The sequence below is a fragment of the Brevibacterium aurantiacum genome (assembly GCF_900169065.1).
GTDB classification, from domain to species: Bacteria; Actinomycetota; Actinomycetes; order Actinomycetales; family Brevibacteriaceae; genus Brevibacterium; species Brevibacterium aurantiacum.
Genome location: NZ_FXZB01000024.1, coordinates 43271 through 56209, shown reverse-complemented (window position 1 = coordinate 56209; position 12939 = coordinate 43271). Strand labels below are relative to the sequence as shown.

At 63.2% G+C, this 12939-nt stretch carries 13 protein-coding genes; 5 read left to right on the top strand and 8 right to left on the bottom strand.

The window, feature by feature from the left end:
* Positions 1 to 503: 503 nt before the first annotated feature.
* Positions 504 to 2081, top strand: coding sequence for an IS1634 family transposase (locus BAUR9175_RS15700; RefSeq protein ID WP_069599383.1), 1578 nt, complete (start codon positions 504 to 506; stop codon positions 2079 to 2081).
* Positions 2082 to 2099: 18 nt separating this feature from the next.
* On the opposite strand, the gene BAUR9175_RS15695 is transcribed toward BAUR9175_RS15700, so the two are convergent.
* The 4 genes from BAUR9175_RS15695 to BAUR9175_RS15680 form a co-directional block, all read right to left on the bottom strand.
* Positions 2100 to 2390 (bottom strand): hypothetical protein, encoded by a 291-nt coding sequence (locus tag BAUR9175_RS15695; RefSeq protein ID WP_141322617.1) that lies wholly within the window; start codon positions 2388 to 2390, stop codon positions 2100 to 2102.
* A gap of 88 nt (positions 2391 to 2478) precedes the next feature.
* Positions 2479 to 2856 carry a hypothetical protein gene (locus BAUR9175_RS15690; RefSeq protein ID WP_101584390.1) on the bottom strand — a complete coding sequence of 126 codons (378 nt, stop codon included), beginning with the start codon at positions 2854 to 2856 and terminating at the stop codon, positions 2479 to 2481.
* On the bottom strand, positions 2853 to 4028 hold the full coding sequence (locus BAUR9175_RS15685; RefSeq protein ID WP_101584386.1) for a serine hydrolase domain-containing protein: 1176 nt from the start codon (positions 4026 to 4028) through the stop codon (positions 2853 to 2855). Before BAUR9175_RS15685 ends, BAUR9175_RS15690 begins: the two co-directional genes overlap by 4 nt.
* Before the next feature lie 29 nt (positions 4029 to 4057).
* The gene (locus BAUR9175_RS15680) at positions 4058 to 4636 is read right to left on the bottom strand and encodes an ArsR/SmtB family transcription factor (protein WP_164513855.1); all 579 of its coding nucleotides are present in this window, start codon (positions 4634 to 4636) and stop codon (positions 4058 to 4060) included.
* Positions 4637 to 4739: 103 nt separating this feature from the next.
* On the opposite strand from BAUR9175_RS15680, the gene BAUR9175_RS15675 reads away from it, so the two are divergent.
* Both BAUR9175_RS15675 and otsB read left to right on the top strand, forming a co-directional pair.
* Positions 4740 to 5483 (top strand): HdeD family acid-resistance protein, encoded by a 744-nt coding sequence (locus BAUR9175_RS15675; RefSeq protein WP_009882204.1) that lies wholly within the window; start codon positions 4740 to 4742, stop codon positions 5481 to 5483.
* Between the two features lie 105 nt (positions 5484 to 5588).
* Complete coding sequence (gene otsB, locus BAUR9175_RS15670; RefSeq protein WP_083248888.1) at positions 5589 to 8234, top strand: trehalose-phosphatase; 2646 nt, start codon at positions 5589 to 5591, stop codon at positions 8232 to 8234.
* Between the two features lie 50 nt (positions 8235 to 8284).
* On the opposite strand, the gene BAUR9175_RS15665 is transcribed toward otsB, so the two are convergent.
* Positions 8285 to 8737: a MaoC family dehydratase gene (locus BAUR9175_RS15665; RefSeq protein ID WP_009882206.1), complete on the bottom strand. Its 453-nt coding sequence runs from the start codon at positions 8735 to 8737 to the stop codon at positions 8285 to 8287.
* Between the two features lie 154 nt (positions 8738 to 8891).
* Between BAUR9175_RS15665 and BAUR9175_RS15660 the strand changes: the two genes are divergently transcribed.
* Entirely contained in the window at positions 8892 to 9395 is a 504-nt protein-coding gene (locus tag BAUR9175_RS15660; RefSeq protein ID WP_009882207.1) for a DUF1990 domain-containing protein, read from the top strand.
* Positions 9396 to 9463: 68 nt separating this feature from the next.
* Here the strand turns inward: BAUR9175_RS15660 and BAUR9175_RS15655 are convergent, their stop codons facing one another.
* The 3 genes from BAUR9175_RS15655 to BAUR9175_RS15645 are packed head-to-tail and all read right to left on the bottom strand — an operon-like array spanning position 9464 to position 12442.
* The gene (locus BAUR9175_RS15655; RefSeq protein ID WP_009882208.1) at positions 9464 to 10744 is read right to left on the bottom strand and encodes a sensor histidine kinase; all 1281 of its coding nucleotides are present in this window, start codon (positions 10742 to 10744) and stop codon (positions 9464 to 9466) included.
* Positions 10745 to 10748: 4 nt separating this feature from the next.
* The gene (locus BAUR9175_RS19880; RefSeq protein WP_009882209.1) at positions 10749 to 11765 is read right to left on the bottom strand and encodes a response regulator transcription factor; all 1017 of its coding nucleotides are present in this window, start codon (positions 11763 to 11765) and stop codon (positions 10749 to 10751) included.
* A complete protein-coding gene (locus BAUR9175_RS15645; protein WP_236850550.1) occupies positions 11765 to 12442 on the bottom strand; it encodes a hypothetical protein in 678 nt (225 codons plus the stop codon). The genes BAUR9175_RS19880 and BAUR9175_RS15645 overlap by 1 nt, the downstream gene beginning before the upstream one ends.
* Before the next feature lie 142 nt (positions 12443 to 12584).
* Here BAUR9175_RS15645 and BAUR9175_RS15640 point away from each other — a divergent pair, with 142 nt between their 5' ends.
* Positions 12585 to 12848, top strand: a complete 264-nt coding sequence (locus tag BAUR9175_RS15640) for a hypothetical protein (protein WP_009882211.1) — start codon at positions 12585 to 12587, stop codon at positions 12846 to 12848.
* The last annotated feature ends 91 nt before the right edge of the window (positions 12849 to 12939 follow it).

The window sequence follows — 12939 nt, the reverse complement described above, 5'->3', positions numbered from 1 at the left end:
GGAACTGCGCCCCTTCTTTTCGAGTTCTCGGGTGCGCAGCTCAGCCGGCGTCAGTCAGTTCACTATCGGGGACACGCCAGACTCCTATCAGGACATGACGGCCTGCTGGGCTGCACTTATTACAGTGAGCCGAGCCAGTCGACACGTCGTAAACAGGACAACCCCAGACAGCGGGGTGTCAGAAGAGCCATGAGTCAGACCCGACCACAAGACCATCATCGATCCGTTTGGTAGAGACCGCCACGTCCTTCGAGAAGTCAGACTAACTAGTCCACAAGATCTATAGTGAAGAGCCGGAAAATAGTCGACCGGCAGGCTGTACTTGAGCATGCCCTCGATTGACGGTTCTATTCGTTGCCGTTGCCGTCTCGGTTTGCGTTGTCCTCGCCCTCGCCTGACTTGCTTCACTTTGGCCGATTGTGAATGATTCGACGGCATACCTCCTGGTGACCGGACTGTATGTAGGGAATTTGGGACACTAATCGGGTCCGTAGAATGAAGGCATGAGCCTGCGACTGAGGAAAGTCCCGACCGCATCTGGGGCAACCGCGGTCCAGATCGTGACGAAACGCCACGGCAAACTCACCGTCATCGAACACCTCGGCTCCGCTCACACCCCAGCCCAACTCGCAGCACTCGAAGAAGCCGGCCGGGAAAAGATCAACGAGTCCACCGGACAACTAGCCCTCGACCTCGACACCGGCGGCAACGTCTCGACAACGTCGCGTCGGCGAGTGAAGGGATCAGCATCACGGCTGCTCATTGACACGATCCGCACCGCCTACGACAGACTCGGCTTCGACGTGGTCGATGACGAAGCATTCTTCCAGCTCGTCCTCGCAAGGCTTGTCGAACCCACGTCGAAGACTGACAGCATCCGTGTCCTCGACGAACTTGGTGCTGATGCCAAACACCGCAGCACTTTCACCCGGTGTCTGCAACGGATCAATTCTGACGCCTATCGAGAGACCATTGCAGGCAAGTGCTTCGACTACTCTGTCGCGACGACCGGGATCTCGCTGATCCTTTATGACGTGACCACCTTATATTTTGAAGCAGAGAAGGAAGACAGGCTCCGCAAGGTCGGGTACTCCAAGGAACGCCGCGTCGATCCACAGATCGTGGTCGGCCTCCTCGTCGATCGGACCGGATTTCCGTTAGAGATCGGGTGCTTCGAAGGCAACAAGGCAGAAACGTTCACGATGATTCCGATCGTCAAGGGTTTCCAAAACCGCCACGGCGTCACGGACATGGTCATCGTTGCTGATGCCGGGATGCTCTCAGCCGCGAACCTCAAGGAACTCGATGATGCCGGGCTACGGTTCATCGTCGGTTCGCGGCAGACGAAAGCACCGAATGATCTGGCGACGTTCTTCACCTGGAACGGCACCAACACTGATGATGGGCAGCTCGTCGATACGCTGACCCCAAGGGCCACAGTCGGGTTGGATAAGAACCGGACGCTGACTCGTGCTGAGCCCGTGTGGTCACCGGTTGAGCATCCGAAGGCGTGGCGGGCAGTGTGGCAATACCGGCGCAAACGCGCTGTGCGGGACAGGGAAACACTGAATCTGCAGCGTAATCGGGCGATGCGGATCATTGATGGGGAGTCGAAGCCGAAGGCCGCACGGTTCGTGAAGACGAAGGGGTCGACGAAGGTCTTCGACGAGTCCAGCTATGACAAGGCGGTGGGTTTGGCCGGGTGGAAGGGGTACGTCACGAACATCGAGGCCAAGGTCATGACGGCGCGGGAGGTCGTGGGTTCTTATCATGATCTATGGCATGTCGAGCAGTCTTTTCGGATGTCGAAGACCGACCTTCGAGCCCGTCCGATCTTTCATCGCACACGGGATGCGATTGAGGCGCACTTGACGGTCGTGTTCACGGCGTTGGCTCTCGCGCGGTTCATGCAAGAGGCCACAGGGTTGTCGTTGAAGAAGGTCATCACCACGTTGCGGCCGTTGAGGGAGTTCGTGGGTGAGATCGATGGGCACGAGCTCGTGTTCCCACCCGAAGTCCCGCCAAACGTTGCCGAGCTAATTAGCAGCGTCGAAAGTTTCGGGCCCGGGCCGGGGCACTAAAGTGAAGCAACTCAGGTTCTATTCGTTGCCGTTGCCGTTGCCGTCTCGGTTTGCGTTGTCCTCGCCCTCGCCCTCGCCCTCGCCCTCGCCGTTGCTTCCGCGAGTGGTGTCGGTGGTCCGTGGCTCGGCCGGACCGTCGCCACGCAGGATCCAATAGATCCCCATCCCCATGGCGAAGCCGAAGATGGCGAACGGGATCACCAACCCAGGCTCTGTGGTCAGTCCCGCGATAACACCGATGACGGCGCCGATGGCGGCGTATATCCACAATCGCGGGAGACGACGACCTTCTTTAGGCAATGGGCTCATACAACGAAACTAGTTCGATGCCAGCTCCCGTAGGTCGCCGACACATGAAGCTCAGGTGAAATGCGACCGTCGCGTGCCATCGGCAGTCTTAACCCAGCATGAACCCGGGAATCACCAGCGCACCCGCAGCAGCCGCCGTCATCACGCTCGATACTCCGAGGCTGGTCACCTCTGACCGTTTGGCCGCTGCACCATCGGCGACCCAGGGAAGTTGCGACCAAGCCCTCGCTGCCAGATACACGCCGAAGACGTACCCGCCGAGGCAGAGCATCCAGACGTAGATGAACCAAGATGTCCAACCACCGTAGTCTGCAATCAATCGGACAAGCAGAAGCATGGCGAGAGCAACGAGGAGATTGCTCAGCAGCACGGTCCTGGTGGGAGCTCGAGATGCTTTGATCGCAGAGAAGGCACCCCAGGCGATGACGATCGCACACGCGATCTGAGAGAAGAGTACTGGATTCATGAGTGCGCTCCTGCCTGATCGCCGTGCACCTGCGCAGAGTGCCGGGTCGCCACCGAGGCTTCACTTGTTGAGATCACGTCCGCGGCATCGTCAACGGAGATTGCCGACTCGGCGAGGACGATGATCCCCTGCGAAGTCTTCGGATCGAAACCAAGGAACGAGCGGTACCCGCCGGTACCGCCGTTATGCCAGGTGAGATTGGGACTGCGATCCTTCGTGGTGAGCCACGCCCAGCCGATTCGATCCGATTCGTTGTAATCCTCACGCGGTTGGATTGACGTCGCGCCGGGGGCCGATCCGTCCATCGTCGCACGCAGCCAGATGCTCATGTCGTGGGCAGTTGATCTGATGGCACCCGAGGGCGCAGTCCCGCCCAGCGTCAATGGCGCTGCAGGCAATCCGGACGCCGTGTAGCCATGCGAGAGTCCCTCCGCCGATCCGGGCACGTAGGTGTCCGTCATTCCCAAGGGCTCCGTAATCCGGTCCCTGACGAGATCGCCGTAGCTGGAGTCCGTGACCGTCGCGAGTGCTTGTCCGAGGATCCCGAATGCGAAGTTCGAGTACTCCGGCTCCTGCTCACCCACGTCGACGTCCTTGAGCGAGTCGACGAGGTCCGTCGCAGTCCCGCGATAAGGGTCGGTGTGGATATAGCTCGATAGGAATGTCGCCAGGCCATCACCGAAACTCAATGACGGTTCCTGAGCGGGCAGTCCTGAGCGCTGCGTGGCGATCGATGCCAGAGTCACCTCGGCGACCTCACCGTCGAGTTCGGGCCAGACCTCGCCGAGGTTGGTCTCCTCGTCGATCTTTCCGCGTTCGATCGCATCGGCGAAGAGCGCCGCGGTGATGGTCTTCGTGATCGATCCGATTTCGAACTCCGAATCGTCGTCGGCACCGACTCCTCCCCAGGTGACGTCATCGCCATGAATCTTCGCGGCTGCCACATGGTGCCAGTGCCCGCTATCGAGGGCGTTCTCGACCTGACTGACCAGTGCGGCATCGCCAGTGGTCTCGCCCTGGAACCCACGTGGAAACGGAGTGATGAGCAGAAGCAGGACACCCGCGATCGCGGCAGCGAGCACCGCGATCCATGTCCGCTGAGCCCGCGGCTCTTCTGAGGCCGAGCGTGGACGAGGATTGTTGGAGTTCGCGGCGGCGGAAGCGGTGTTCATGGGGGCTCCTGAGTGAGTGTCAGTGAGTGTCAGTGAGTGCCGATGAGGATGAGGGTGAGGAGGGGAACGATCTTCTGGCCAGGTACGCGCCAGTGGCCTCGGCGCGAGTTCTCGAGCCAGCCTGCCCCGGCCAGGGCGTGGATGTGGTGGTAGATCTGGCCGGTCGTGCCGAATCGCTCGTCCTCGCCGAGCTGGGCGACGGTAGTCGTCCCCTCATAGATGGCCTGCAGGAGTTCGAGGCGGACCGGGTGGCCCAGTGCTGCCAGGGCGGGGGCAGCCTCGGCGAAATTGAGGTCATTGATCGCTGCCGACGGCAGCCCCATCTGCCAGGACACCGGAGATTCCCCACCCGGGGGAGTGGTATGTCCGGTGTAGACGACTCCACCCTCGTCTCCCGCTCGATCGATGAGGCCGTTCAGCGCCCAGAAGGTGTCGTCATCAGCGGTCGGGTTCGTGCTCTTCGTGCCATTCGGCGCCCGATCGGACTCAGCCTCGGCGGCCGGTGCAGTCGTGGGAACGGCATTCTCCAGCTCGGCGATCTTGCGCTCGAGCTCGGCCACGCGCTCCTCGACCGTGCGTGCGGATTGACCCTTCGACGACGAACTCATAAGCCCAGAATACACAAAGTACGTAATTACGTAAATACATGAGGAGGTTGTGTCCAGGCCAACACCAGACAGACTCAGGTGAGAGACCTAAACTGGTGTCGTGATGAGTACCGACGAACCGCGCACCGAGTCCACGCAACCGCGACCCGAGGCATTGCCTCAGGCCATCTCCGAGTCGAAGGCACTCGGTGCTCCGATGGTCGTCCGCGGAATCCTCGGCGTCGCCTTCGGCTTCGCGACGGTCTTCTGGCCACGCGATGCCGCCAGCCCCAAGCACCTGTCGATGGGCGTCGACATCGTCGACATCCTCTCCATCAGCTACCTGGTGCTGTTCGCGCTGGTGCTCGTCTACCAGGGACTGCGTTCGCCGCTGAACGTGCGCACCGCGGTCTACGGCCAGGCGATCATCACGGTCCCCGCGATCGTGTTCCTGTTCCTCGCCGAGCAGCCGGCGGAACTGCGCGCAGCCATGAGCATCTGGGCACTGCTGCACGGTCTCCTCGAACTGTGGAACTACCGCCAGCTCAAGTCTCACCCCATGGCATCGGACTTCCTCATCGCCGCGGCCTGCCACGTGCTGCTCGGCGTGATCCTCATGTTCGGCGACGGCTTCGGTGCACTGTGGATCCTCGGGTTCACCGGCGTGGCCACGCTCATCGCCGGAGTCATCTTCATCATCGGCGGCTACTCGCGCATCAGCAAGGCCAAGCAGGTTGCGGCCGGTCAGGTAGGGGCAGCCGACGCCGACTACGTAACCTCAGACTCTTTCGATGAACTGAACACGACCGAGGATCTCAAAGCTCCCGAGGATCCAGACGATCAGAACCGGCCCGAGACCAAGAACTGACCCGGGCCGTGGACTCGGAGCAGCCTGCATGCTCGCCACGCCCTGCATTGCCAGCACGGTCCATCACATGAGGACCACAGCCGAACTCGAGAAGACCGAGGTGAGATGAGTACCGTCGAGCATGACTACGAGAATCTTTCTCCGCTGACTCCGATAGCCGCCTCCGTCAGCTCATCCGGCCTCCTGGGTGACCTGGCCGAGGCCAGCCGCGAACTCTCCCCGGAACTCTTCCGCCGCCTCTTCGAGGTCTCTCGTTCCTCCTCGCTTCTCATCGCCACAGACTACGACGGCACCATCGCACCGATCGTCGACCTGCCAGGTCAGGCGTTCCCGCTGGACTCCTCGGTCGACTCACTGCGCGCGCTCGCTCTGCTTCCGACCACCTCGGCGGGGGTGATCTCCGGGCGCAGCCTGCGCGACCTCGCGGCCATGTCACGGCTGCCGCGGGAGGTCCACCTCTTCGGCTCCCATGGTGGAGAGACGGACACGGTCGCCATCGACACCCTCGACGAGGAGCAGCGCACCGCCTTAGACGGACTCCGGCGAGACGTCTTCCAGACCCTGCCGACCACGATCATCGAACACAAGACCACCGGTGCCGCCGTGCACCTGCGCGGACTCGACGAGTCCGAACGTCAGGAGGTCGAAGACGCGGTCAACGACTTGGTCGAGGCCCACGTGATCTTCCCGACTCGGGGCAAGCAGGTCATCGACCTCTCGGTCGTCCCCTCGTCCAAGGCCGAGGCTCTGCAGCGCCTGCGGCAGCAGACCGGCGCCGAGGTGGTCGTGTTCATCGGCGACGACACCGCAGACGAATTCGCACTCGAAACACTCGGGGACCAGGATCTGGGGCTCAAGGTCGGCCGTGAACCCGGCGATACCCACGCCGACTACCGGATCAGCTCACCGGCCGAGGTCTCTGTCGTCCTCGCTGCGATCTACGAGCTGCGCAAATCCTGGCTCTTCGGCAGGCGCGCGACCCCGATCCATCGGCACAGCCTGCTGGGCAATGGGCAGTCGACGGCGCTCGTGGACCCGGGCGGCCGCATCTGCTGGATGCCGCACCCGCTGCCGCACTCCTCATCGATGTTCTCCGAGATCCTCGGCGCTGAGGCGGCCGGGTTCTTCGCTGTCGAAACAGAGGCCGGAACCGCGCCCTTGACGCAGCGCTACATCACCCACTCGACGTTGCTGGAGACCCGGTGGCCGGGGCTCAGCTGCCTCGACTACCTCGCCCCGGTCGATGCCAACAGTGATGACACCATCGTCGTGCGCGTGCTCACCGGCGACACCTCGGCCCGGATCCGCTTCGCCCCACGCCTCGACTATGCGACCGTGCCGACGCAGATGGTGCGCACCGACGACGGAGTGCAGGTGCTGGGGACCTCCGAGCCCATCTCCCTGATCGCACCGGGCATCGACTTCGAGATCAGCGATGTCGGGCAGTCTCACACCGCCGAGGCGGTCGTTGTGCCTTCGCAGCAACCCGGAGGAGCCGTCGTGCTGGTCTTGGCCTGCGGCACCGGAACCGGTGACGCGAGGTACATGGCCACCGGCGGAGAGCACCATGTGCGCGAACGCGCCCTGAACTTCTGGACCAACTGGGTCGATACGCTCAACATCCCCGGCCACCACCGCGAAGAGGTCATCCGCTCGGCCATCACCCTGCGCGCCCTCTGTCACGAACCGACCGGGGGAGTCCTCGCCGCACCCACGACCTCCCTGCCGGAGGGCATCGGCGGCGTGCGCAACTGGGACTACCGCTACACCTGGCTGCGCGACGGCTCGATGACCGTGCGCGCCCTGCTCGCGCTGGGATCGACCGGTGAGGCCGAAGGTTTCCTGTCCTGGCTCACGGGAATCCTGGCCCGCACTGTGTCTCCTGAACAGCTCCACCCGCTCTACGCCGTCGACGGCTCCGCCCTGACCACCGAGGCGGTGCTGGCCCATCTGCCTGGATACGCGGGTTCCCGGCCGGTGCGAGTGGGCAACGCGGCCGAACATCAGGTTCAGCTCGACGTCTTCGGGCCGGTCACCGAGCTCCTCAACGAGCTCAGCGAGCACCTCGGCGATCTTCCGGATTCCTATTGGCGACTGACCTGCCAGATGGTCGAGGCCGTGAGCAAGCGGTGGTTCGAGGCCGATCACGGCATCTGGGAGGCCAGGCGGCCGCCCAAGCACAACGTCTACACGCGTGTGATGTGCTGGGTGACGGTCGATCGGGCGCTGCAGATCGCCGAACGCTTCGGTCGTGAACTCCCCGGGGCCTGGCGGCAGCTGCGCGAGGAGATCGCCCACGATGTGCTCGAGAACGGGTACAACGAGGAGGTCGGGGCCTTCACCGTTGCCTACGGCGAGACCGATCTCGACTCGGCGTGCCTGTTCGTGGGACTCTCGGGTCTGCTGCCCGCCGATGATCCGCGCTTCATCTCGACAGTCGACGCCATCGAACGTGAACTGCGGGTGGGACCGACGGTCTTCCGCTACCGCTACGACGACGGGTTGCCCGGCCTTGAGGGCGGATTCCACATCTGCACGACCTGGCTCGTCGAAGCCTTCATCAAGGTCGGACGCATCGACGATGCCTGGGACCTGTTCCGGCAGGTGGACAACCTGCTGGGGCCGACCGGGCTGCTGGCCGAGGAGTACGACCCGGTCGCGGAGATGCACCTGGGCAACCATCCCCAGGCATATTCGCACCTCGGCTACATCCGCGTCGCGCAGATGCTCGACGAGTTCCGCCCCAGCTGAGCGTCAGTGTCAGCTGGGGCGGTGGGCGCCATTGTGCTGTGGAGGTCAGGTCACTCGACGAGGAGGGTGACCACCTCGGCGATGCATGCCGGTCGTTCCTGGCCTTCGATCTCGATGACGTGTTTGAGGATGACCTGGGTGCCCTTGTCCCCGGGGATGACCTCGTTGACGCTGACGGTGCCGCGCAGGCGCGAACCCACCGGCACGGGCTGTGCGAAGCGGACCTTGTTCAGCCCGTAGTTGACGCGGATGGACACACCTTCGATGGTGAAGATCTCGCTGGAGAACTTCGGGATCAGAGACAAGGTGAAGAAGCCGTGGACGATCGTCGCTCCGTAGGGGCCTTCTGCCGCGCGCTCCTCGTCGATGTGGATCCACTGGTGATCGTCGGTGACATCGGCGAAGGTGTTGATCGCGTCCTGGTCGATCGTCGTCCACTCGGACGAGCCCAGCTCGGTGCCGACGAGCGAAGTGATCTCATCGATTCCATTGAGTGTGCGCATTCTTGGTTCTCCTTTGATCCGTGACTGTCGTACGTGGTGGGTGTCAAGCGTTTTCTTAGCGGACATTCGATTGAGCGGATGTCGGTACTTGGCACCTTACTTGTTCGCAGGAGACTTGGCACCGGTGTGTCCGGGATTCGGTTAGGTTGGTGGCATGGACACTCTGACGCAGCCGCTCTCGCCTCGCTGGGTCGACCGGCCGGCAGGCTACCGGGACTTCGAGTCGGCCTTCTTCATCGGCCACGGGCGTGACACCTTTGACCGCTGTGCCGAAGAGCTCCTGCACTGGGAGGTGAAGATCCGCAGCGGCTTCGACATCGGGCTTGCACAGACTGGCCATGACATCCCACGGGTCGAGGCCGGCCAGGAGCCGACGATCTTCGTGCGGCTGGGGCCGTTTCGCCTGCCGGAGCCGGCTCGAGTCATCACCGTCTTCGAGTCCGAGACTCGTCGTGGCTTCACCTATGGGACGAAGCCCGGGCATCCGATCACGGGCGAGGAATCCTTCATCCTCATCCGCACTCCCGATGACCGCGTGTTCCTCGTGCTGCGTTCGGTCTCACGAGCGGGAATGGGGATCTGGCGCCTAGGCGAACCCTTCGTCCGTCTCGCTCAGATCATCTACCGCAGGCGATATGCTCGCGCACTGCGCAGCTGACGACGGCACACAGCGCTGCTGACGGCACACTGCGAAGCTGACAGCGCACTGCGACTGCCGCTGGGTGCTCAGGCGGTTTCGAGGTACTGCTTGAGGGCCTGGTCCTGAGCCTCGGGATCGGGGAAGATCGCCTCGGTCCGAGCACCGCCGGTGATCGGGTCGTTGCTGAAGATGAGTCGGATGCCCAGCAGACGGGCCTGACCCTGCGCGATCACGAGGCCAAGACCCATACCGCCGCCACCTGCGGAGACGAAGCGGGTCGGGCCGGTGTTGACGATGTCGGGCGGGTAGCCGGAACCGGAGTCGGTGATCGTGATGCTGCGGGTGCTCGTCTCCAGTCGGATCGGATCCGCACCGTGTTTGATGGCGTTGACCAGCAGGTTCGAGATGATGCGTTCGAAGCGGCGGACATCGGTGACCAGAGTTGAGTTCAGAGCCGCGAACTGTGTGCCGATGTCGTGACCGGCCAGGGCGCCGGAGGCCGTCATCGTGCCCAGCAGCGATCGGATCGCCTGGTCGATGTTGACGCGGGTGAACTCGGGATTCGCCCGCCCCGCATCGAGGCGGGAGACCTCGAGGAGGTCCTCAACGAGCACCTGCATGCGCTTGACTCGGTCCTTGACGAGTTCGGCGGGACGCGAATCCTCTTCGAGCAGGTTGGCCGCGTTGACCAGCCCTGTCAGCGGGGTCCGCATCTCGTGGGCCAGGTCAGCGGTGAACCGCTGTTCGGAGTCGATGCGTTCAGTCAGGCGCGTCACAGCAGTGTCGACCGCCGAGGCGAAGGCCGCGACCTCCTGGTCCGTGTCGTCAACGACATCGGCGATTCTGATGCTCGTGTCCCCGGCCGCGATCTTCCGTGCGGCCTGAGCACCCAGAGTCAGCCTGCGGGAGATGCGCCCGGCCACAATGGAGCCGACACCGCCGACGACCAGCGCGGAGCCGATCATGCCCACCAGCAGCGCCTGGTCGATACGGCCGATGAGCTCCTGACTGTCCTTGGTCGAGGCACGCACGGAGATCACCTCGGTGTAGGAGCCGACCTCGATCGGAGCCGCCGCCCACACGATCTCCTCCCCATCGACCTCGGAGCGCATCGTCACGCTCTGACCCTTGAGCGCCTGGGCACGTGCATCCTTTGGCAGTGCCGGGTCATCGATGCGGGCGTTGAGGGTGAGCACCCCGGTCTCGGAGAAGATCGCGACGGAGTTCGCAAGCTGCTCGGTCACGGTCGATCGCATCCGGTCGTCCTCGGCACGGGCCGCGGATTGGCGCAGCACGATCGAGCAGGAGAGCACGGCGATGATGACCGAGGCAACGATGAGAAGGGAGATCTTCCAGCGCAGTGACATGCGATCAGCCCGCGAAGCGGTATCCGAATCCGCGGACGGTCTCGATCATGTTGGCGCCGATCTTCTTCCGCAGGCGCTGAATGTGGACGTCGACGACACGGGAGTCGCCGGCCCATTCGTAGCCCCAGACGGTGAAGGCGATCTTCTCACGCGAATAGACGTGTTCGGGCTGCTCGGTCAGGAGCAGGAGGACGCGCAGCTCGGTGGGGGTGAGGTGAACCTCTTCGCCGTCGATCTCCACGGTCAGGCGACCGGTGTCGAGGACCAGCGAACCCAGGCGAGTGCGGAACGGACCGAGCTCACCATCGGAGTCGGTGCCTCCGGATTGGGGCTGGCTCGCACCCATGTAGCCGCCCTGACCCGACCCGGACTGCATGGCCGGTGAGCCGTCGGGGCGAGGTGGAACGGAGACGTCGCCGCCGATCATCTGCTCGTCTCCACCGGCGTTCATATCCGCCGAGGTGAATTTTCCGCCCGCACCCAAGTACGTGTCGTCGGACTCGAGCTGAGCCTTGAGTCGTTCGCGAGTGTCCATGCCGGGGCTGGCTCCGAGCACCTCGGGGATGCCGTCTCCGGTGATCATGCCGCCGGGGCCGATCACGGTTTCGTGCTCCTCGCCCATCTCGGTCGTCGGGGAGTAGCCGAGTTTGTCGGTGCCGGTGGTGATGAAGCGGCGAACGACGGCGCGGATGCGGGCATTGAGCACCTGCATGTCGAAGGGTTTGGTGAGGTAGTCGTCGGCTCCGGCCTCGAGCGCCTGGACGATGTCGATCGCATCCGAGCGTGCGGAGATGATGATGATGGGAATGGTGGAGCGCTCACGCACCGCCCGGCAGATCGATGCGCCGTTCATGGTGGGCAGCATGAGGTCGAGAAGCAGAACGTCGGCACCATGTGCAGCGACGAACTCGTATCCCTCACGTCCGTCGGCAAATGCCGACACCGTGTAATCGAACCGTTCCAGGCCGATCTGGGTCGTTTCCCGGATGACCTCGTCATCCTCAACCAGAACAATATGCATTACGTTTCTCCATTAAGCCGCGTGAAGCGTTGACCCGGTTCAAACCTACCTTCATGCAGGCGGAACACCTGCACCGACCAACCCGAAGGGTAGCCGGCATCGTCGCCGTCGGCATACATCGCCTCCTGCACCACCAGTGTCCCATTCTTACCTGGGTTGAGTTTCATCTGGTTACCTGTGGCGATGAGTTCAAGGCGTGGTTTGCCGTCCTTCTCACTGATGACGGCGCCAGCAATGTCCTCGCTCTTCTGCTTCGGGTTGGCCACAGTGACGACTTGGAACTTCTTGTCGCCGCTGAGGAACGGTTTCCCGAATGTGAGGCATTCCTCGCAGTCGTCGATGACCTGCGCGGACTCCGTCGCCCTTCCGGTGACTGCGATTCCCGAGGCCTCCACGATGGTCTTGCGGATCTCCGTGAGGGAGAACGGCTTGTTGGGCGGGCCGGCATCCGAGTTCCCCGGTTCGAACTGGGTGGGAGACGTCTCACCCTCGGGTTCCACCCGCAGACCCTTGTCCGGACCGCATGCAGCCACACCAGCCAACGTGATCGTTGCAAGGGTTGTTGCGATCACTGTCCTCACTGCGGTGCGCGGGCGCGACTTCTGACCAGGGGTGACCTGGGTGAAGTTCAACGAGCGCGCGGCCTCAGCGGAGGGGCGGCGAAAGGGGATGGGCACGTAGACATTTTTGCGTGTTCTGCCCAGGTAGTCCACCCGCACCACGATTCCGGCGATTCAGGAACGCCCCTGTCTCCTGCCGATCCGGTGCCGGGGGGACCTCGGTGGCCCGATTCTCAGCTGGGGCCGGTATCCTGGGGGCATGGCACCATCGAAGTCTGAGAAGAAGTCCACCAGCACCGTGTCCTACAAGGATGCGCTCAAAGTGGGGCTCGTCTGCGGCGTCGTCGTTCTGGTCCTGTCGATCATCGTCACCCGTGCGTGGCAGGACGGGACCGCATTCGGATTCGCCTTCATCTATGGCGGTGCCGCATTCGTCCTGGTCAGTGCCATGGCCTGCCTGCTCAACTGGGTGATGCGCAATGACACGCAGAATGAGGATCAGACCTACCCGATCCTCAAATGAGCTGATCGACCCTCACGTGATCTCCGGAAGCTGAGCCCCGCCCCGACGGCGGAGTCCTCCGGAAGCTGAGACCCACCTCGGCGGGGCCGTT

Excerpts from the sequence above, each read along its gene's own strand:
- BAUR9175_RS15690 (WP_101584390.1), bottom strand. The coding sequence starts at position 2,856 with ATGAATCCAGTACTCTTCTCTCAGATCGCGTGTGCGATCGTCATCGCC.
- BAUR9175_RS15695 (WP_141322617.1), bottom strand. The coding sequence starts at position 2,390 with ATGAGCCCATTGCCTAAAGAAGGTCGTCGTCTCCCGCGATTGTGGATA.
- BAUR9175_RS15680 (WP_164513855.1), bottom strand. The coding sequence starts at position 4,636 with ATGAGTTCGTCGTCGAAGGGTCAATCCGCACGCACGGTCGAGGAGCGC.
- BAUR9175_RS15655 (WP_009882208.1), bottom strand. The coding sequence starts at position 10,744 with ATGTCACTGCGCTGGAAGATCTCCCTTCTCATCGTTGCCTCGGTCATC.
- BAUR9175_RS15640 (WP_009882211.1), top strand. The coding sequence starts at position 12,585 with ATGGCACCATCGAAGTCTGAGAAGAAGTCCACCAGCACCGTGTCCTAC.
- BAUR9175_RS19880 (WP_009882209.1), bottom strand. The coding sequence starts at position 11,765 with ATGCATATTGTTCTGGTTGAGGATGACGAGGTCATCCGGGAAACGACC.
- BAUR9175_RS15665 (WP_009882206.1), bottom strand. The coding sequence starts at position 8,737 with ATGCGCACACTCAATGGAATCGATGAGATCACTTCGCTCGTCGGCACC.
- otsB (WP_083248888.1), top strand. The coding sequence starts at position 5,589 with ATGAGTACCGTCGAGCATGACTACGAGAATCTTTCTCCGCTGACTCCG.
- BAUR9175_RS15700 (WP_069599383.1), top strand. The coding sequence starts at position 504 with ATGAGCCTGCGACTGAGGAAAGTCCCGACCGCATCTGGGGCAACCGCG.
- BAUR9175_RS15660 (WP_009882207.1), top strand. The coding sequence starts at position 8,892 with ATGGACACTCTGACGCAGCCGCTCTCGCCTCGCTGGGTCGACCGGCCG.
- BAUR9175_RS15675 (WP_009882204.1), top strand. The coding sequence starts at position 4,740 with ATGAGTACCGACGAACCGCGCACCGAGTCCACGCAACCGCGACCCGAG.
- BAUR9175_RS15685 (WP_101584386.1), bottom strand. The coding sequence starts at position 4,028 with ATGAACACCGCTTCCGCCGCCGCGAACTCCAACAATCCTCGTCCACGC.